Source organism: Bradyrhizobium sp. YCK136, assembly GCF_044570075.1.
Classification (GTDB): Bacteria; Pseudomonadota; Alphaproteobacteria; order Rhizobiales; family Xanthobacteraceae; genus Bradyrhizobium; species Bradyrhizobium diazoefficiens.
This window is the reverse complement of record NZ_CP172424.1, coordinates 3,349,210-3,367,874: the sequence shown is the minus strand read 5'-3', so window position 1 is coordinate 3,367,874 and position 18,665 is coordinate 3,349,210. Positions and strand designations below refer to the sequence as shown.

General features: G+C 65.6%; 22 protein-coding genes. 4 read left to right on the top strand and 18 right to left on the bottom strand.

Going from position 1 to position 18,665, the window contains the following annotated elements; genetic code table 11:
- Nucleotides 1–13: 13 nt before the first annotated feature.
- The 10 genes from ACFLEY_RS15835 to ACFLEY_RS15790 all read right to left on the bottom strand — a co-directional run bounded on the left by ACFLEY_RS15835 (nucleotide 14) and on the right by ACFLEY_RS15790 (nucleotide 9,451).
- Entirely contained in the window at nucleotides 14–928 is a 915-nt protein-coding gene (locus ACFLEY_RS15835) for a PhzF family phenazine biosynthesis protein (RefSeq protein ID WP_060908102.1), read from the bottom strand.
- A gap of 123 nt (nucleotides 929–1,051) precedes the next feature.
- Nucleotides 1,052–1,945 carry an amidohydrolase gene (locus tag ACFLEY_RS15830; RefSeq protein ID WP_060908103.1) on the bottom strand — a complete coding sequence of 298 codons (894 nt, stop codon included), beginning with the start codon at nucleotides 1,943–1,945 and terminating at the stop codon, nucleotides 1,052–1,054.
- A gap of 22 nt (nucleotides 1,946–1,967) precedes the next feature.
- Nucleotides 1,968–3,209: an MFS transporter gene (locus ACFLEY_RS15825; protein WP_060908104.1), complete on the bottom strand. Its 1,242-nt coding sequence runs from the start codon at nucleotides 3,207–3,209 to the stop codon at nucleotides 1,968–1,970.
- A gap of 50 nt (nucleotides 3,210–3,259) precedes the next feature.
- Nucleotides 3,260–3,991 carry a GntR family transcriptional regulator gene (locus ACFLEY_RS15820; protein ID WP_011088392.1) on the bottom strand — a complete coding sequence of 244 codons (732 nt, stop codon included), beginning with the start codon at nucleotides 3,989–3,991 and terminating at the stop codon, nucleotides 3,260–3,262.
- A 130-nt stretch (nucleotides 3,992–4,121) separates the two neighbouring features.
- Entirely contained in the window at nucleotides 4,122–4,328 is a 207-nt protein-coding gene (locus ACFLEY_RS15815) for a hypothetical protein (RefSeq protein ID WP_082755240.1), read from the bottom strand.
- A gap of 155 nt (nucleotides 4,329–4,483) precedes the next feature.
- Complete coding sequence (locus tag ACFLEY_RS15810) at nucleotides 4,484–5,791, bottom strand: adenylate/guanylate cyclase domain-containing protein (RefSeq protein ID WP_011088393.1); 1,308 nt, start codon at nucleotides 5,789–5,791, stop codon at nucleotides 4,484–4,486.
- 105 nt (nucleotides 5,792–5,896) lie between these two features.
- Nucleotides 5,897–7,060, bottom strand: a complete 1,164-nt coding sequence (locus ACFLEY_RS15805; RefSeq protein ID WP_060908106.1) for an ABC transporter permease — start codon at nucleotides 7,058–7,060, stop codon at nucleotides 5,897–5,899.
- Nucleotides 7,057–7,989 (bottom strand): ABC transporter ATP-binding protein, encoded by a 933-nt coding sequence (locus ACFLEY_RS15800; RefSeq protein ID WP_011088395.1) that lies wholly within the window; start codon nucleotides 7,987–7,989, stop codon nucleotides 7,057–7,059. The genes ACFLEY_RS15805 and ACFLEY_RS15800 overlap by 4 nt, the downstream gene beginning before the upstream one ends.
- A complete protein-coding gene (locus ACFLEY_RS15795; protein WP_060908107.1) occupies nucleotides 7,986–8,774 on the bottom strand; it encodes an HlyD family secretion protein in 789 nt (262 codons plus the stop codon). The genes ACFLEY_RS15800 and ACFLEY_RS15795 overlap by 4 nt, the downstream gene beginning before the upstream one ends.
- Nucleotides 8,771–9,451, bottom strand: coding sequence for a TetR/AcrR family transcriptional regulator (locus ACFLEY_RS15790; protein ID WP_082755241.1), 681 nt, complete (start codon nucleotides 9,449–9,451; stop codon nucleotides 8,771–8,773). Before ACFLEY_RS15790 ends, ACFLEY_RS15795 begins: the two co-directional genes overlap by 4 nt.
- A 108-nt stretch (nucleotides 9,452–9,559) precedes the next feature.
- On the opposite strand from ACFLEY_RS15790, the gene ACFLEY_RS15785 reads away from it, so the two are divergent.
- Genes ACFLEY_RS15785 through ACFLEY_RS15775 form a run of 3 tightly spaced genes read left to right on the top strand, consistent with a single transcriptional unit; the run spans nucleotide 9,560 to nucleotide 10,776 of the window.
- The gene (locus tag ACFLEY_RS15785; protein WP_011088398.1) at nucleotides 9,560–9,895 is read left to right on the top strand and encodes a helix-turn-helix transcriptional regulator; all 336 of its coding nucleotides are present in this window, start codon (nucleotides 9,560–9,562) and stop codon (nucleotides 9,893–9,895) included.
- The gene (locus ACFLEY_RS15780; RefSeq protein WP_060908108.1) at nucleotides 9,892–10,350 is read left to right on the top strand and encodes an SRPBCC domain-containing protein; all 459 of its coding nucleotides are present in this window, start codon (nucleotides 9,892–9,894) and stop codon (nucleotides 10,348–10,350) included. Before ACFLEY_RS15785 ends, ACFLEY_RS15780 begins: the two co-directional genes overlap by 4 nt.
- A 12-nt stretch (nucleotides 10,351–10,362) precedes the next feature.
- Entirely contained in the window at nucleotides 10,363–10,776 is a 414-nt protein-coding gene (locus tag ACFLEY_RS15775; protein ID WP_060908109.1) for a GFA family protein, read from the top strand.
- A gap of 119 nt (nucleotides 10,777–10,895) precedes the next feature.
- Here ACFLEY_RS15775 and adhP read toward each other — a convergent pair whose 3' ends face one another.
- The 3 genes from adhP to ACFLEY_RS15760 form a co-directional block, all read right to left on the bottom strand.
- The gene (gene adhP / locus ACFLEY_RS15770) at nucleotides 10,896–11,936 is read right to left on the bottom strand and encodes an alcohol dehydrogenase AdhP (RefSeq protein ID WP_060912605.1); all 1,041 of its coding nucleotides are present in this window, start codon (nucleotides 11,934–11,936) and stop codon (nucleotides 10,896–10,898) included.
- A gap of 84 nt (nucleotides 11,937–12,020) precedes the next feature.
- Complete coding sequence (locus tag ACFLEY_RS15765) at nucleotides 12,021–12,431, bottom strand: DUF2000 family protein (RefSeq protein ID WP_060908110.1); 411 nt, start codon at nucleotides 12,429–12,431, stop codon at nucleotides 12,021–12,023.
- A gap of 120 nt (nucleotides 12,432–12,551) precedes the next feature.
- A complete protein-coding gene (locus ACFLEY_RS15760; RefSeq protein ID WP_011088403.1) occupies nucleotides 12,552–12,941 on the bottom strand; it encodes a DUF4189 domain-containing protein in 390 nt (129 codons plus the stop codon).
- A gap of 187 nt (nucleotides 12,942–13,128) precedes the next feature.
- On the opposite strand from ACFLEY_RS15760, the gene ACFLEY_RS15755 reads away from it, so the two are divergent.
- Nucleotides 13,129–13,620: an avidin/streptavidin family protein gene (locus tag ACFLEY_RS15755; RefSeq protein ID WP_060908111.1), complete on the top strand. Its 492-nt coding sequence runs from the start codon at nucleotides 13,129–13,131 to the stop codon at nucleotides 13,618–13,620.
- A gap of 140 nt (nucleotides 13,621–13,760) precedes the next feature.
- Here ACFLEY_RS15755 and ACFLEY_RS15750 read toward each other — a convergent pair whose 3' ends face one another.
- The 5 genes from ACFLEY_RS15750 to ACFLEY_RS15730 all read right to left on the bottom strand — a co-directional run bounded on the left by ACFLEY_RS15750 (nucleotide 13,761) and on the right by ACFLEY_RS15730 (nucleotide 18,656).
- Nucleotides 13,761–15,365, bottom strand: coding sequence for an NTP transferase domain-containing protein (locus ACFLEY_RS15750; RefSeq protein WP_060908112.1), 1,605 nt, complete (start codon nucleotides 15,363–15,365; stop codon nucleotides 13,761–13,763).
- The gene (locus ACFLEY_RS15745; protein WP_028173410.1) at nucleotides 15,362–16,063 is read right to left on the bottom strand and encodes an XdhC family protein; all 702 of its coding nucleotides are present in this window, start codon (nucleotides 16,061–16,063) and stop codon (nucleotides 15,362–15,364) included. Before ACFLEY_RS15745 ends, ACFLEY_RS15750 begins: the two co-directional genes overlap by 4 nt.
- Before the next feature lie 2 nt (nucleotides 16,064–16,065).
- The gene (locus ACFLEY_RS15740; RefSeq protein WP_396604686.1) at nucleotides 16,066–16,389 is read right to left on the bottom strand and encodes an XdhC family protein; all 324 of its coding nucleotides are present in this window, start codon (nucleotides 16,387–16,389) and stop codon (nucleotides 16,066–16,068) included.
- An 11-nt stretch (nucleotides 16,390–16,400) separates the two neighbouring features.
- Nucleotides 16,401–17,603, bottom strand: a complete 1,203-nt coding sequence (locus ACFLEY_RS15735) for a VWA domain-containing protein (RefSeq protein ID WP_060908114.1) — start codon at nucleotides 17,601–17,603, stop codon at nucleotides 16,401–16,403.
- A gap of 144 nt (nucleotides 17,604–17,747) precedes the next feature.
- Nucleotides 17,748–18,656, bottom strand: coding sequence for a MoxR family ATPase (locus ACFLEY_RS15730; RefSeq protein WP_011088409.1), 909 nt, complete (start codon nucleotides 18,654–18,656; stop codon nucleotides 17,748–17,750).
- Between the last annotated feature and the right edge of the window lie 9 nt (nucleotides 18,657–18,665).

The following is an 18,665-nucleotide window of genomic DNA, read 5'->3' as shown; positions in this document are numbered from 1 at the left end:
CGGGTTGATGGACCTACCCCTCCCCCACCAGCCTAAACGTCCCCTCCATCATCTGCACGCAGCTGCCGCCGACATGGGCGGAGACAATCTTGCCGTCCTGCTTGCGCACGCGCGTCAGGAGCAGGCTCGGACGGCCCATGTCGAAACCCTGGCCGATGGTGAGCTTCAACTCGCCATCGCGCGCGGGATCGAGATCGGCGAACAGCGCGGCGGCGGCGACCGTGGCGCTGCCGGTGGCGGGGTCCTCGATCAGGCCGCTGGCGCCGGGGAAGAACATCCGCGCCTGCCGCTCGCATGGCGCTTCCGCCGCCGGCACGTCGCGCGTGTAGAAATAGACCGAGAAGGCGCCATCGCGCGGCAACATCCGGCTGAACGCCGCAGCATCAGGCTTGGCCCGCCGCACGGCCTCACGCGACCCCACTTCCGCCACCACGAAGGGCGTTCCAACGCCGACGATCTGCGGGGCATGGCGATCGATCTTGATATCCTCCGCGGTCAGGGAGATGCAGGCCGCGACCTCTTCGGCGGAACATGTCGCGAGGCGGGCCAGCGGCTGCGGCGCGGTCAGCTCGGTGCTGACCACCCTTCCCTGCTCCCGTACGATCTCGACCGGCACGAGCCCCGCCTTCTCCTCGAACAGCAGGCGCGGCTTGGGCTCCCTTGCGATCGTCGCCAGCACGAAGGCGGTGCCGACATTGGGGTGACCGGCAAAGGGCAGCTCCCGCACCGGCGTGAAGATGCGCACCTCCGCATCGTTCGCCTTGTCGCGCGGCGGCAGCACGAAGGTCGTCTCGGAATAGTTGAACTCGGTCGCGATCGCCTGCATCTGCGTCGTCGACAAGCCGCCGGCATCGAGCACCACGGCGAGCTGGTTGCCGCCGAAGGCGCGGTCGGTGAACACGTCGACGGTGATGTAGCGGCGCTGCATCTTTGCTTTCCTCATGCAAATCGCAGCCGCGGGTCGGCTGCATCGCCGGCAGTCTACAAGCCGGCGACATCGTCCGTCATGCCCCAAAATTCGGAGCAATCGGAGCAATTGCGACCGGACGTGTCAGAAGCGGAAGAGCTGATACGGCGATGCCAGCACTTGCGCACGCTCGCTCTGATCAGTGATCAGCGTGTCGAGAAACTGCCGGTTCTTTTCGTAAGCCTGCGACGCCTCGAACTGCGTATGCGGCCAGTCGCTGCCCCACAACAGGCGGTCGAGGCCGTAAGCTTTGCGCAGCAGCGGATAGGCTTGCTTCGCAAAGCTCTCGCCGGCCGCGCCATTGCGATACGGCGCCGAGATCTTGACCCAGACGTTCCGCGTCGCGCCGAGCTTCAGCACAGACTGGAAGCCGGGATCGGCGACACCGAGCTTTGGATCGGGCAGCGCGTAGTGATCGAGCACGACTGCAACGCCGAGATCCAGAAGCTGCGGCGCAAGCGCGGCGAGATCGGCCGCGTTGCGCTGGATTTCGACCTGCCAGCCCATCACTTTCACGCTCGCGAGCAACGCCTTCCATTCGCCGGCAGCGAGATCGGGCAAGGGCTGGCCGACGAGATTGAGGCGAATGCCGACGATGCCGGCGCGATCGAGCATGCGCAGCTCGTCCGCGCTAACAGCGGGATCGACGACGGCGATGCCGCGCAGGCGGCCGCCCGCCTCTTTCAGGCATGCAACCAGATAGGAATTGTCGGTGCCGAGAAAGCTCGGCTGCACCAGCACGCCATTGGACATGCCGTTGCGGTCGAGCTGCTCCAGATAGAGCGACAGCGGCGCGTCGTAGTCCGGCGCGTAGCGGCGGCTAGGTGCGAGCTTGAGGCCGCGGTGAAAGACATGGGCGTGGGTATCGATCGTCGGCAAGGTCGCCTCACTGCTGGCTGTGGTCGCGGCCAGCGTCACGAGCGAGCCGAGGCCCGCGCCAAACTGGCGGCGCGTCAGGCCGCGCTGGGACAATGTCATGGTGGCTCCTCCCCATCCCGCGTCAGGCGCGCGTCGCGGCGGCTTGTTCAAAGACCTTGCCGCGGGTTTCGGGCAGCAGCAGCACCGCGATCAGCACCAGCGAATAGGCAAAGGCCGCATCGATGCCGATCGCAGGTCCAAGCCCGATATGATCGCTGAGGAAGCCGACCAGGAACGGGAATGCGGCGGAGACGATCCGGCCGAAATTGTAGCAGAAGCCGACGCCGGTACCGCGCACGCCGGCCGGATAGAGCTCGCTGAACAGCGCCGCCATGCTGGCGGGGATGCCGGCGGAGAAGAAGCCGAGCGGGAAGCCGAGCACCAGCATCTCGCCATTGGTCAGCGGCGCGAAGATGTAGATCAGCACGGTGATGATGCAGGCGCTGGCGAAGAAGGCGACGTTGACCCGGCGACCGATGCGGTCGCTGATGATGCCGCTCGCCACGCAGCCGCAGAAGAAGGCGACGATGATCACGGCGAGATAGCCGCTGGAGCCCAGCACCGACAGATGCCGCACCTCGCGCAGGTAAGTCGGCAGGAAGGTGGTGAGCGCCGCGTAGCCGCCATGGGCGCCGATGCCGAACAGGCCGCCGATCAGCGTCGCGCGCAACACGTCGCGATGGAAGATGCCCGAGAGCGTCGCGAAGAACGGCGTCTTTTCGCTGGCGATGGCGCGCGGCGGCTCCTTCAATCCGCGGCGGATGAAGATGATGAGGAGCGCGGGCAACAGCCCGAGCGCGAACAGCAGCCGCCAGGCGATGTCTGCGGGCGCATAGGTGAAGACCAGCGCCGACAGCAGCACGGCTGCGCCCCAGCCCACGGCCCAGGCGCTCTGCACCGAGCCGAGCGCCTTGCCGCGATGCTCGGGGCGGATGATCTCGGCCATCAGCACCGCGCCGCAGGCCCATTCGGCGCCGAAGCCGAGGCCCTGGACCGCTTTCAGGATCAGGAGCTGGGTGTAGGTCATCGCGAATGCGCAGGCGAAGGTCGCGAGTGCGAAGGTCGCAACCGTGATCTGAAGCGCCTTGACGCGGCCGAAGCGGTCGCCGAGCGCACCGCCGAGCCAGCCTCCGAACGCGCCGAAGAACAGCGTGACCGAGCCGAGCAGGCCGGCATCGGCCTTGCTGATGCCGAACGCCGCGATCAGCGCGGGGATGGCAAGGCCGAACATCTGGACGTCGAGCGCATCCAGCGCCCAGCCGCCAAAGCTTGCCCAGAACGTGCGCCGCTCCAGCGGCGAGCTTTCGCTGTACCAGTTCGACATTTTTCCTACCCCTGTACTCGTTTATTGCTTGGTGTCGTTGAAGAGCCGCTTCACCTGATCTCGGCGTGGTAGCGGAAGCGGTTGGCCGGCCCGCGCGAACGGCGCCATTCGATCGGCCGCCGTTCGAGGTCGAGCGCGAGACGCTCGATGACAATCAGAGGCGCATGCGCCTCGAGCCGCAGCAGGCGTGCCTGCATCTCGTTGGCGGTCTCGACCGTCAGGATTTCCTCGGCGGAGACCACGACCTCGCCGCAGCGCTCCTCGTAGAGCGGATACAGGAGGTCGCCGAACTCGGCTGTGTCGATGTCGAGGATCGGCGCGAAGCGCGATTGCTGCAGCCAGATCTCTTCGGCGAGCAGCGGGACGTCGTCGATCAGGCGCAGGCGCGACAGGCTGATCACGGGCTCGCCGACCGGGATGCGGAGTGCGGATGCGACCGCCGATGTCGCCGGCACGCTCTTGCGCCTGATGATGCGGCTCTTCGGCACGCGCCGCTCGCCGCTCTCCGACTGGAAGCGAAAGAAGCGGAACAGCGAGGAGTTGAAGCGCGCGCGGCGCACGAAGGTGCCGCGGCCCTGCTGGCGCTCCAGCACGGCATCCGCGACGAGCTGGTCGATCGCCTTGCGCACGGTGCCGATGGCAACGCCGTAATGCGCAGCCAACTCGGCTTCCGACGGGATCGGCTCGCCCGGCCGCCATTCATTGCGGTTGATCCGCGCGGCGAGGTCGTCGCGCAGGCGCTGGTAGCGTGGCAGGCGGTCGTCGAGCGGCGCTGAATTCATATAGTCATATAGATGACTAGATGATGCGAGAGTCAAGCGCTACGAAAATACCGCCGGCGGGAGGGCCGCCGCGGATGACACGAAGCCAGGCTGGCGGACTCCACCAGCCCGGCTTCGTCTGCTGTGATCGTCAGTTCATCGTCGTCGTACTGGGCAGGCAAGGCGGTTGCTTGTAGGGCGCGGAGGCATACGCGCCCACCGCCGGAGCCCTGACGCAGGAGTCGGCCGTCGCCCGGGTTGCAGCGCGCGGTGGGGCGATTTGGCGTGCGGATGCCGCCTGGGTTTGGGCAACGGCGGCGGCGATCAGGGCGGCCGCAACCAGGGTCAGTCGGGTCATTGGTTTTCTCCGGGTGACAAAGGAAAGCCGAGACGTTTCGGCTTCCACCGTGCATGACCTGAAAGCTGCCAAGGATATTTCATCACGCGCCTTCAACGAAACGCGATCCGCTTCAACGAAACGCGGCTCACATTTGAAGGCGCAGGAGGCGGCCCTCACCCCAGCTGAAACACCGCCACCTTCTGCTCGTAGCCGCGCACCTCGACTTCGCCGAGCGCGACAGCATCCTCGCCGTCATCGCCGAGCGCCTCGCGCACGGACGCCGAGATCAGCAGCTGCGAGCCGAACTCCTTGTTCAGCGCCTCCAGCCGCGAGGCAAAGTTCACGGTGTCGCCGATCACCGTGTACTCCTTGCGTCGGGGCGAACCGATATTGCCGGCGACGACCTCGCCGAAATGGATGCCAATGCCGATCCGCAGCGGCCAGCTCGTCTCCGCGTTAATGCGGTCCATCGCGGCCAGCATCTCGCGGCCCGCGGCGACCGCGCGGTGCGCGGCGTCGGAGGCCTCCAGCGGCGCGCCGAACAGCGCGAGGAAGCCGTCGCCGAGAAACTTGTTCACGATGCCGCCCTGGCGGTCGAGGATGTCGACCAGCACCGCGAAGGCGCCATCGAGCCGGTCGACCACCTCCTGCGGGGTGCGCGACTGCGCCCCGGCGGTGAAGCCGCGGAAATCGACGAACATCACCGCGACGCGGCGGAGGTCGCCGGCCGCGCTCGTCCCCTCCGCCATCAGCCGCTCCACCACCTGCGGCGAGACGTGCTGGCCGAACAGATTGGTGACCCGGTCGCGCGCGGTGGCAGCCGCAATGCTCGCGGCGAATTGCCGCCGCAGCTGCGCACCGACGGAGCCGGCGAGCACGCCGCAGACAAGAATGACCGTGCTGCGCACGGCGTGGAAGTAGATCAGGGGTTCACCGGCCTCGCTCGCCGAGTTGTAATATAGCGCGACGGCCAGGAGTTCGGCTGCGGCCACAAATCCCGTGAAGGTTGACAGCCAGAAGTCGAGCCGCAGCGTCGAAAGAATGATGAAGATGAAATAGACCAGCGGCAGCACGAAACCGAGCGCCTGGCTCGCACCCATGCTGCGGATCTGCAGGATCAGGATGATCGTCGGCAGCGACGTTTCGATAAAGGCGCCGACGTAGCGCCTGATCACCGGCAGGTCGCGATCGAGCTTGAGGTTTCGCCTGATCTGGCTGTGGATCCAGACTTCGAAGAGGATGAAACCTCCCAAGAGGATGTATTCGCGGACGAGGCCCTCCGTCCCGCGCCAGACCCGGTTCACCAGAGCGGGGTCGATCAGGAAGGTTGAGGTGAGGAACAAGATCATGACGCAGCCGGTGATGATCAGTGTCCGCACCCGCAACAGCTCGGTGCGCAGCACTTCCCGCGTCAGCTCGCGCTCGAAGTCCTCCGACAAGGCGGCGTGTTGCCGCGCTTTCCTGCTCGCAAACTTGACCATTCCATCCCCCAGTCATTCCGGGGCACGCTAGCGTGAACCCGGAATCTCGAGATTCCGGGTTCGCACGTCGTACGCCCCGGAATGACTCTCAAGGACTAGTTTGCCTCAATCTAGCGTACGGCGGAAGCGCGTCACGGCGATGGTCATAGCGATCAGCATCAGGGCCGCCAGCGCCAGCGTGTCGAACCGCAGATTCTGCATGCTCGCCCCCTTCAGCATGATGGCGCGGACGATGCGCAAATAATGGGTCAGCGGCAAGGCCTCGCCGACATATTGCGCCCAGGCCGGCATGCCGGCGAACGGGAACATGAAGCCGGACAGCAGAATGCTCGGCAGGAAGAACATCATCGACATCTGCATGGCCTGGAGCTGGTTCTGCACGACGGTCGAGATCGTGTAGCCGATCGACAGGTTGGTGGTGATGAACAGCGTCGAGAGCAGCGCGAGCAGGAACAGATTGCCAAGCACGGGCACGCCGAACAGGCCGACGCCGATGCTGATGATCAGGAAGGCCTGGACGAAGCCGACCAGTACGTAAGGGATGATCTTGCCGAACATCACCTCGACCGGCTTGATCGGCATCGACAGCAGACTCTCCATGGTGCCGCGCTCGACCTCGCGCGTGACCGAGAGCGCGGTGAAGATCAGCATGGTCATGGTGAGGATGGTGCCGACGAGACCCGGCACGATGTTGAGGCTCGACGCTGCGGCCGGATTGTAGCGCGCATGCGCCCGGATCTCGAACGGCATCTCCGGGGGATTGCCGATATAGAGATCGTGCTTGAGCGCGGTCTGCACGACCATGCCGAGCGAGCCGATCGCCGAGCTCGCCGCGACCGGATCGGTGGCGTCGGCCGCGACCAGCAGCGCCGGCTTGTCGCCGCGCCGCACCGCCCGTTCGAATCCGCGCGGGATCTCGACGCCGAACAGGACCTTGCCCGATTTCAGCAGATTGTCGAAATCGTCGACGTCGTGCACCTCGTAGATGAAACGGAAATAGGCGGTGTTCTCCAGCGCCTTCAGGATCGAGCGGGTGAGATCGGAGTCCTCCTGGAGCAGCACGGCGCTCGGCAGATGGTGCGGCGTGGTGTTGATGGCATAGCCGAACAGCATGAGCTGCATCACCGGCAGCATCACGATCATCGCGAACGAGACGCGATCGCGCCTCAGCTGGATGAACTCCTTGATCAGCATCGCATAGGAGCGTCGCAGGAAGCCGAAGCGCTCGCGGATTTCGCGTGCGGGAGCCGGATGATCGACGGTGCTCATTGGAAATTGTCCTTGGAGCGGCTCATCAGTTCGATGAACACGTCTTCGAGCGAAGGATGCGAGCTCTGCCAGTGCAGGCCGCTCTTCTCGCGCCACGGCGCGATGCTGGCTTCGAGCGCGGCGACGTCGCGCCCCGAGACGTGCAGCGAGGTGCCGAACGGTGCCACCATGTCGATTCCAGGCTTGCCGGTAAGCTCGGCGGTGAGCCCGTTCAAATCCTCACCCGTCACGGTGTAGGTCGTCAGCGCGGATTTCGCGATCACCTCCTCCACCGTGCCGTGCGCGAGCAGATGGCCGTAGGCGATATAGGCGATCTCGTGGCAGCGCTCGGCTTCGTCCATGTAGTGGGTCGAGACCAGCACGGTGAGGCCGTCGGCGGCGAGCGCGTGGATCTCGTTCCAGAAATCGCGCCGCGCCTTGGGGTCGACGCCGGCGGTCGGCTCGTCCAGCAGCAGCAATTGCGGATTGGGCAGCGTGCAGGCACCTAACGCCAGCCGCTGCTTCCAGCCGCCGGAGAGCTCGCCAGCGAGCTGCTCCTCGCGCCCCGAAAGCCCGATCCGCTTGATCATGTCGCGCGCCGCGTCGCGTGGATCGGCAAGGCCATAGAGCCGTGCCACGAATTCGAGGTTCTCGCGCACCGAGAGGTCCTGGTACAGGCTGAAGCGCTGGGTCATGTAGCCGACCTGGCGCTTGATCTTTTCGGCATCGCGCCGGATGTCGTAGCCGAGGCACGTCCCCTCGCCGCTGTCGGGCGTGAGCAGGCCGCAGAGGATGCGGATGGTGGTGGTCTTGCCCGAGCCGTTGGGACCGAGGAAGCCGTAGATCGAGCCGCGCTTCACCTGCATCGACAGATCGTGCACGACCTCGCGGCCGCCGAACGACTTCGTCAGGCCCTTGACGTCGATTGCGATGCCGTTGCCGCCGTTCATCGCTTGTCCGCCACCGGGGTTTTTGGATTGAGATAGACGTCGATCGGCTGCCCGACGCGCAAGGCATCGGGGCGCGAGGGCCGCGCCTGGATCAGGTAGACGAGCTTGTTGCGCTCATCGAGGCTGTAGATCACCGGCGGGGTGTATTCGGCCGAGGTCGCGATGAAATAGATCTTTGCGGTCAGGTCGGCCGCGCAATTGTCGCAGCCGATCCGCACCGTGTCGCCGATCGCAAGCTTGGGCAGCTCGGTCTCCGGCACGAAGAAGCGCAGCTTCATGTTGCCGGGCGGCATGATCGAGAGCACCGGCCGCTGCGCCGCCACCATCTCGCCCTCGCGGAAATAGATCTGCTGGATGATGCCGGCGACCGGCGCAAAGCCCCTGCGCCGCGCCATCCGCGTCTCCGACGTCGCCACCCGCGCTTCCTCCACGCGGAGGGCGGAGACGGCGGAATCGAGATTGGCCTGCGTGCCCGAACCGGTCTTGTTCAGCGAGGCCGCACGGTCATAGGTCTGCTGCGCGTTGGCCAGCGTCGCCTTGTTCTGGTTGAGATCGGCAAGCTGGAGATCGTCGTCGACGGAATAGAGGGCGTCGCCGATCTTGACCTCGTCACCCTCGCGGATGTTCAGCTTCGTCACGCGGCCGGCTTCGTCCGGGCTGACGAAGATCATGTCGGCCTCGACCCAGCCCTGGAAGCCGGGATCGCGCTTCTCCTTGCAAGCCGCCAGCGCGGTTGCGAAAAGGACGGCCAATGCAAATCTGAAAATTACTTGCGACGACCTCATGTCGTCCTCCGTTCGCCAAAAATCAAATCGAGATGGACGCGCAGCATGTCCCGCGCGTCGAGCGGCGCGTGGCGCTCAAACAGGCTTTGCCAGATCACCGCGATCATCGCAGGTGCGATCAGGATCTGCGGATAGCGCGCAAGGTCCTTCTCGCGGATCTCGCCGCGGGCGATGCCAAGCTCGATCAGCCCGCGCATGGCGGCAACGCCGCGCGAGACCACCTCGCGGTAGTAGAAGTCGGCGACGGAGGGAAAGCGCGGCCCCTCCGCCACGATCAGGCGCACGAGATCACCGCGCCTGGTGCCGATCACCTCCTTGAGGAAGTTGCCGGCGAAGGCTTCGATGAGGTCGCGCACCGAGCCCACCGGCGGCGGCAACGTCGTCAGCCGCGCCACCACAGGCACGATCACGACGCGCACCAGCTCCTCGAACATCGATTCCTTGTCCTTGAAGTGCAGGTAGATCGTGCCCTTGGCGACGCCGGCACGTCTGGCGATGTCGTCGAGCCGCGTCGCGGCAAAGCCGCGCGCAATGAACTCCTCCATCGCCGCCTCAACGATCGCCGCACGCCGCTCCGCCGCGCGGGTGGCACGGTTCGAGGCGGGCGCGGCTTCGAGCATTTGGCTCCCAGCCTGGGCTGCAGATGCCGCGGCGGCTTTGGTGGGCTTCTTCGTCATAGTCAATTTATGACTGACTAGTCAGTCAAAGTCAATTATTGATGCCAGCCAGAGCGGCCGAATTAAATTAGCATTGACTAATGAATTAGCCCTCACTAATTTATCGCCATGATCGAAGCCGCCCCAAACCCCGTCACCACCGTGATGCGCGCCCTCGCCGATCCGACCCGCCGCGCCGTGTTCGAACGCGTCTTCGAGAGCAAGGAGATCAGCGTCGCCGAGCTGACGCGCGGCAGTGGCGTGACGCAAGGCGCGATCTCGCAACACCTGAAGTCGCTGAAGCAGGCCGGCCTCGTTGCCGAGCGCGCGGAGGGCCGCAACGTCTACTACCGCGCCGCGCCGCAAGGACTCGAGCCGCTGGTGACCTGGATGGATCATTACGGCGTCTTCTGGCGCGAGCGCTTCCAGAACCTGCGTGACCTCTTGAAGGAGATCGATCCGTGAGTGCTGCCGAGTTGAAAGCCGAGACCAAAGACATCGTCATCGACGAGGTGTTCCCTCACGTGCCGGAGACGATCTGGAAGGCGTTGACCAGCGCCCAGCTGATCGCGCGCTGGCTGATGCCGCCGACCGGTTTTGAAGCCGTCGAAGGCAAGGCCTTCACGTTCCAGACTACCCCGGGCGGCAACTGGGACGGCGTCATCCATTGCCGGGTTCTGGAGGTCGTGCCGAACCGGCGCCTTGTCTACGCCTGGAAGGGCGGCGATGAGCGCAACACCGGCTACGGCGCGCCGCTCGACACGGTCGTGACGTGGTCCCTCACCCCGGTCGAAGCCGGCACGCGGATCCGTCTGGTTCATGCCGGCTTCGTCCTGCCCATAAACGAGTCGGCCTACACGGTGATGAGTGGCGGCTGGAAGAAGGTCGTCCGCCAGCTTGACGAGATCAGTGGCGAGTAAGGAGTTATCGCGATGGACAAGCCCTATACAGGCGGCTGCGCCTGCGGCGCGATCCGCTATTCGATTGTCGGTGAGCCCATATTCAGCAATCATTGCCAGTGCCGGGACTGCCAGCGGGAAAGCGGCAGCGGCCACGGCTCCTACGCGACCTTCGCGCGCGCCGGCGTCACCGTAACCGGCGAGGCGAAGCACTGGGACATGGTCGGCGACAGCGGCAACGTGAAGACGCGCGGCTTCTGCGCCCGGTGCGGCTTGCCGGTTTACCTGACCTTTGCAGCAATGCCCGACATCTTCACCATCCGCGCCGCAAGCCTCGACGAGCCCGCCCGCTACAAGCCGCAGGTGGTGACTTTCGTCGCGCGCGGCCACGACTGGGATCGTCTCGATCCGGACTTGCCGAAATTCGAAGGTATGCCGCCGGGGTAGGCAGCGAGAGAGCGACGTCCCTTTGATACGAAAAGCATCGCCGCAAACTCGGTGCACCTTTCCCGCTTGCGGGGGAGGGAGCGCACCTCCTTCGCGGCAACGGCGCGTTTCACAACGCACTAGCCAAAATCCAGCACCATGCGGCCTTCGATCTTGCCGGCCTTCATCCGGTCGAAGACGTCGTTGATCTCAGCGAGCGGCACCTTCGTCACTTCGGCCTTGACCTTGCCGTCGGCGGCGAATGCGATGGCTTCGTCGAGGTCGCGGCGGGTGCCGACGATGGAGCCGCGCACGGTGATGCGCTTGAGCACGACGTCGAAGATCGGCGTCGGGAATTCGCCCGGCGGCAGGCCGACGAGGCTGACGGTGCCCTTCCGGCGCACCATCTTCAGCGCCTGGGCAAAGGCGGCGGTCGAGACCGCCGTCACCAGCACGCCGTGCGCCCCTCCCCCGGTTACCGCCAACACATTGTCCACGGCATCGGCCGCGAGCGCGTTGACGGCGAGGTCGGCGCCGGTCTCGCGCGCGAGCTCGAGCTTGTCGTCGGCGATGTCGACGGCCGCGACCTTGAGGCCCATCGCCTTGGCATACTGGATCGCGACATGGCCGAGCCCGCCGACGCCCGAGATCACGACCCACTCGCCGGGCTTTGCCTCCGTCTCCTTCAAGCCCTTGTAGGTGGTGACGCCCGCGCACAGGATCGGCGCGATGCCCGCAAAATCGATCGTCGCCGGCAGTTTGGCGGCGAAGGCAGCCGAGGCGATGACATATTCGGCGAAGCCGCCGTTCACACTGTAGCCGGTGTTGTGCTGGTGCTCGCACAGCGTCTCCCAGCCGGTCTCGCAATATTCACAGGACATGCAGGCATCGTGCAGCCAGGCGACGCCGACGGCATCGCCCACCTTCAGATTTTTCACGCCGGATCCGAGCGCGGCGACGATGCCGGCAACCTCATGGCCCGGTATGAAAGGCGGAACCGGCTTCACCGGCCAGTCGCCGGAGGCTGCGTGCAAATCGGTATGGCAGACGCCGCACGCCTTGACCTTGACCAGAACCTCGCCGGGTCCGGGCTGCGGCACCGGCACGTCCTCGATCACGAGCGGCTTGCCGAATTGTCTGACGATTGCGGCTTTAGCGTCACCATGCGAGGCACCTTTGATTGGGGTCAAACAGCACAAAGTTTGCGCAAGGCTCGCGCGATCGTGACATCACGATGACGACGCGGCGCGAAGCGCGGGATCGTGTCAGCTATGGAACTTGAGGCCGTCGACGATCTTGTCGATCACCTTGCGCTCGGCGCGAACGGCGATACCAACCAGGTTGAGATCGGCACGCGCCACGCCCCTCACCGCCTCGCGATTGGCGGCATCATGCGTGGTCTTGAACATGTCCTCGGTGTAGACCGCCGGCACCACGTTGCGGGTGAGCGCACGGTCGAGCGCGCGCGACAGTGCCGGACCTTCGGCGCCGTAGATCAGGATCGGCTGGCCGATCAGCGCGTGATATGTCGTGCCCGAGGCGTCCTCATAGGGTTCACCGATGCATTCCGGAAAGGCGGCGGCGATGCCGCTGGTGAGGAAAGCCGCGACGTTGAGCTTCTGCCAGGCCTGGAGATCTCTGGGGATCACCACGGCGATCTTGGTATCGAACTGCATACATGTCTCCACAAATCGCATTCCGGGATGCGCCGTCAGGCGCAGACCCGGAATCTGGAGATTATCGCACGAGATTCCGGGTTCGTCGCTGCGCGACGCCCCGGAATGACGGAGGAGAATTCAACCCTTCGCGTCGCAGGCCCAGGCGCGGATCACGCATTCCTTGCCGCCGTATTTGTAGCATTCGCGCGTGGCGGCGTTGAGCGAGGCGGAGATCTTCGGCTTGACGGCATAGCCATAGGCACCGCAAGGATTGGACAGATCGACGGACATCGCCGCGCAGGCGCGCTTCATCGTCACCGTCGTGCAGTCGCCCTTGCACTGCTTCTGCGCCGCCGCGCGGGCCTCGTGCTCGGCGCCGTAATCGAAAGCCTGGCCATAGGCACCGCATTTGCCGACCGCAAACGCGCCGGCGGCGCGTGCATCCGTGATGTGGCGAGCGCCCGCGACACAAACAGACAACGCAAAGAAAAACATCGCGCAACGGCGCGCGACGACATTCGAAGCCATGGAAAAAACCCCTCCCCCCAAGGCAGGTGGAGGGAACTCTAAGCGCGGGACCGTTTCCAGATGGTGAACGAGTGGTTGAAAACCCTGACGGACGTACCGAGCGACCTCATACATTTTTTAGTTGTATTTGTGAAGCGCATCATTTAAAGTAGTTGACTCTCCAAGCAGAGAGCCGGAGGAAACAACCATGCGTCACTTCAACGGAATGCTCTTGGCGATGATTGCGTCGGCGTCCCTGATCGGACCCCTGCCCGCATATGCGCAGTCGGTGAACTGGACCTGGACCAACCAGTATGGCTCGACCCTGGCCATCACCAGCTTCAACTCGAACACGGGTGCTATCGCGGGGACCTATACCAACAACGCTGCAAACAGTTGCGACGAGGGCAAGCCGCAAGGTGTGACGGGTTGGCTGGCCTACGGCAACACGGGCACTGCGATCAGTTTCTCGGTGAACTTCCTCGGCTGCGGATCGACCACCGTCTGGACGGGGCAGTTGAACAATGCGTCGGGATTCCAGGGATTGTGGTATCTGTCCCTCGCCGAAGCCGTGGCGTGGAACGGCATCAGCGCGGGCGCCGACACGTTCACGTTCAGCAGCGGCGACAAGGCCCTCCTGACCAAGAGCGGCGTCGATCTGAAGGCCGGCAGCGAGAAGCTGTCGAACACCAAGAAGTAGGCGAGCGAAGCGAATCCGCTTCGTAGCGTGGGTTAGCGCAGCGTAACCCACCACGCTTCAACGAATGCGGGACCAAGTTGGTGGGGTACGCCCAGCGGACTGCGCTTGCGCGCAGCCGCAAGGCTAACCCACCCTACACACTATCCCCGTCTTGCCGCTTCCAGCGCCTGGGGCGTGTCGATGTCGAGGAACGCGCCCTCGCCGTCGACGGGCACTTCCGCAACCGCCTCGGTGTGCTTGGCGATCAGGTGGCGCGCGCCGACGTCGCCATCGAGCGTCATCAGCTCCCGGAAGAAGCGGCGCGACCACAGCACGGGGTTGCCGCGGCGGCCCTCGCTGACGGGCACGACGATGAGATTGCCGCGGTCCGGTGCGAAGCTGTCGATGAGACGGTCGATCAGGCCGGCATCGATCAGCGGCATGTCGCCGAGGCAAACCACGGCGCCGTCGCAAGCTTCGGGCACGGCCGCGATGCCGGCCTTGACCGAGCTCGCGATGCCGCCGGCGAAATCCGGATTGCGGACGAATTTCACCTTCAAGCCTTGCAGCGCCTGCTCGACCAGTTCGGTCTGATGGCCGGTGACGACGATCACCTCGGATGCCTTGGAGGCCAGCGCCTGCTCGGTCGCGATCCGCACCAGCTTCTTGCCGTCGAGCTCGGCGAGCAGCTTGTTCGGCCCACCCATGCGGGTCGAGCGCCCAGCCGCGAGCACGATGGCGGCGACCTGGCTGTTGCCCTCGATCTCGGGCCTCGCGCGCGGCTGCGGACGCGTGACGATCTCCATCAGGAGCCCGCCGACGCCCATGCCCATCAGCTCGGCGCGGGTCACCTTGATGCCGGCAAGCAGCCGCATCAGCACCCAGTCAAACCCGTTCTCGACCGGCGAGCGCGCGCAGCCCGGCGCGCCCAGCACCGGCACGCCGTCGGCGCGGGCGATCAGCAGCAGATTGCCGGGATCGACCGGCATGCCGAAATGCTCGATCTCGCCGCCGATCCCGGTGACGGCCGCCGGGATCACGTCGCGGCGATCCGCGATCGCGGACGCCCCGAACACGATGACGAGTTCCGCGCCAAGCGCGAGCAGCTCCTTGATCGCGGCCGACAGCGCGTGTTCGTCGTGCTGGACCCGCCGCTCCGCGATGATGCCGGCGCCGGCCGGCGCCAGCCGCTCGGCGGTGACGCGCAGCGTCTTGTCGATCACCTTGGAGGACAGGCCCGGCAGCAGCGTCGAGACCACGCCGACGCGCTTGATCACGTAGGGCGCGATCTTCAGGACGTCCCGGCCGGCCGCCTTCACCGCGGCGTCGCGCAAAGCGCCCTCGACGCCGAACGGGATGATCTTGACCGTGCCGACCATCTCGCCCTCGACCACCGGCTTGTAGGCGGTGAGCGTCGCAAAGGTGATGGCCTCGTCGATATTGTTGATGCGATCGACCGCGGCGCGGTCGATCACCAGCACGCCCGGGCATGCCGCGAACAGATTGGCGCGGCCGGTGAAGGCGCGCTCGACATGGATGCCCTCGCCGCCGACCGCAAGCGCGATACTGGCGGCGGCGATATCCTCGGAGACGTCGCCCTCCTCCATCCGCACCACGACGACGTCCTTGATGCCGGCGCGCTCCAGCGCCTCGACCTCGGCGGGCCCGATCGTCGTGCCCTTCTTCAGCACCAGCGGTCCCTGGCGCAGGGTGTGGACGGTCACCCCGCCGATCGCATCCTTGGGGCTCGCCGGGCCGAATTTCATGCCGCTTCTTCTTTTTCTTTGGGTGGCAGCCGAAGCACCGCCGTGATCTCGGCCATGATCGACACCGCGATCTCCGACGGCGAGACGGCGCCGATCGCAAGGCCAATGGGCGCGTGGATGCGCGCGATGTCGCTGTCCTTGGCGCCCTGCGCCCGCAGCCGGTCGCCGCGCTTGGCATGGGTCTTCCGCGAGCCCAGCGCGCCGATATAGAAGCAGCCGCGCTCGAAGGCGTGCAGCAGCGCAGGATCGTCGATCTTGGGATCGTGCGTCACCGCGACGAAAGCCGTGTAGGCATCCACGTTGAGCGGCGGCAGCGCGGTGTCGGGCCATTCGGCCACCAGCGGAATGTCTGGGAAGCGCTCTGCGCTCGCAAAGGCTGTGCGCGGATCGACGACCGTGACGTCGTAACCGAGCGAGCGCGCCAGCGGCGCCAGCGCCTGACTGATATGGACCGCGCCGACGATGACGAGCTTTGCGGTCGGCGCGTAGACGTTGAGGAACAGCTTTTTGCCGCCGACCTCGACATTGGCGCTCTTGCCCATGCGAAGCTGTTTTTCGAGCTCGACGCGCAGCGGGTCTTTCGCAAAATCCTGCGCCTTGACCAGGCGCTGCTCGCCGCTCTCGGTGTCCGTCACCAAGATCGCCGGGCGGCGCGCGGCGCGCTCGGCATTGAGTTCGTGCAAAATCGCGAGCTTCACGGCTAGTCGACCTTCTCGACGAAGACACGGATGGTGCCGCCGCAGGACAGCCCGACATTCCAGGCGGTCTCGTCGGCGACGCCGAACTCCAGCATCTTGGGCTTGCCGCTCTCGATCACGTCCATGGCCTCGGTGACCACGGCACCCTCGACGCAGCCGCCGGAGACCGAGCCTAAGAACGTGCCCTCGTCGTTGGTGACGAGGCTCGAGCCCGCCGGGCGCGGCGCCGAGCCCCAGGTCTCGACGACGGTGGCGAGCGCGACGCCACGGCCGGCCTTCTGCCAGTCCTCCGCCGCCCTCAGAATGTCCTCGTCGCGATCGAGCATGGGGTAACCTCTCAAGCTGCGGAGCGGATCAGGCTGCGGTGATGCGGCGGCAGCGGCCGGGAGAGCGTCGTGATCAGCTCCTGGATCGAACTCAAATTATGTACCGGGCGGAATTCGTCAACGTGCGGAAGCATCATTTTGATGCCCTGCGCCTTGGCCTCGAAGCCGCCGAAGCGCAACAGCGGGTTGAGCCAGATCAGCCGCCGGCAGGAGCGGTGCAGCCGGTCCATCTCGAAGGCGAGCCTGGAATCGGCCTCCCGCTCCAGCCCGTCGGAGATCAGGAGCACGATGGCGCCCTGGCTCAGGACCCGGCGCGCCCACAATTTGTTGAAGTTGTGCAGCGAGGCCGAGATCCGCGTACCGCCGGCCCAATCCTCGACCGAGGCCGAGCAGCTCGCCAGCGCCTCGTCGGGATCGCGCTGGCGCAGCGCGCGGGTGACGTTGGTGAGGCGGGTGCCGAACAGGAACACCGAGACGCGCTTGCGCGCATCGCCGATGGCATGGAGGAAATGCAGGAACAGGCGCGTGTACTCGTTCATCGAACCCGAGATGTCGAGCAGCGCGACGATCGGCGCCGGTTTCTCGATCCGCCCCAGGCGATGAATGTCGATGATGTCGCCGCCGGTGCGCAATGACGCACGCAGCGTGCGGCGCAGATCGAGGCGCAGGCCACGGGAATCGGGCCGGTGCCGGCGCGTCAGGAGCTCGGCCTGCGGCAGCCGCATCCGCTCGACGGCGCGCAGGGCCTCGCTGATCTCCGCCGCGCTCATCTGGGCAAAATCCTTCTTCTGAAGGATTTCCTTGTCGGAGACCGACAGGCGCAGATCCTGCTCCTGGTGCTGCGGCGTCTCCGTCATGCGCGGCTGCGACATCGCTTCCTGCACGCGGCGCGCACCGGCCTGCGGCTTCTTCTTGGCCTGCTCCGGCAGCGGCACCGAATCCAGCATGTGCTTCCACTCCTCCGAGGCGCGGAAGAACAGGTTGAAGGCCTGCTTGAAGATCAGCGCATGCTCGTGGCGCTTGACGAAGATCGCCTCCAGCGTGGCAAAGACATCGGCGCGGTTGCCGATGTCGATCACCTGGAGCGCGCTCATGGCATCGATCACTGCGCCCGGCCCGACCGGCATGCCCGCAGAGCGCAACGCGCGGGCGAAGCCGACGATGTTGTCGGCGAACTGCTCGGTCTGCTCGGGCGCCAGGTGGTCGATGGCCATGGGTCGTATCCATCCCCTCGTCATTCCGGGGCGCGCCTCTTTGGCGCGAGCCCGGAATCCATTCATCCACGAACTCTGCGGCCCGATGGATTCCGGGTTCGCGCTACGCGCGCCCCGGAATGACGGGCGCAATTTGACGCGAGATCAATCCTCGCTCGTCGCTTCCTTCAGCACCTTCTGCAGGGTGTCGCCCTGCATGCGGGTGATGTCGTCCTGGTACTTGAGCAGCGCGCCCAGCGTGTCGCCGACCACCTGCGGGGTCAGCGAGCGGGCGTCGAGCTCGGACAGCGCGGTGGCCCAGTCGATGGTCTCGGCGACGCCCGGCGACTTGTAGAAGTCCTGGTTGCGCAGCGCCTGGACAAAGCGCACCACCTGCTGCGACAGCTTTGTCGAGATGCCGGGCACGCGCGTCTTGACGATCGCGAGTTCGCGCTCGGCGGCGGGATAGTCCACCCAGTGATAGAGACAGCGCCGCTTCAGCGCGTCGTGGATCTCGCGGGTGCGGTTGGAGGTGATGATGACGATCGGCGGATACGGCGCCTTCACGGTGCCGAATTCGGGGATGGTCACCTGGAAGTCACTGAGGATTTCGAGCAGGTATGCCTCGAACGCCTCGTCGGCGCGATCGAGCTCGTCGATCAGGAGCACCGGCGGACCGGCGACGTCAGGCTCCAGCGCCTGGAGCAGCGGCCGCTTGATCATGTAGCGGTCGGCGAAGATGTCGCTCGACAGTTGATCGCGATCGGTGTCGCCGGCGGCTTCCGCCATCCGGATCGCGATCATCTGCGCGGCGCTGTTCCACTCGTACACGGCCGAGGAGACGTCGAGGCCTTCGTAGCACTGCAGGCGGATCAACTTCCGCCCCAGCGCCGCCGACAGCACTTTTGCGATCTCGGTCTTGCCGACGCCGGCCTCGCCTTCGAGAAACAGCGGCCGGCCCATGCGCAGCGACAGATACGTCACCGTCGCCAGCGACCGCTCGGCGAGATAGCCGCGCGACGTCAGGAGTTCGAGCATCGCATCAACCGATGCCGGCAGGGCGGCTGAAGTCATGAAAGGCCA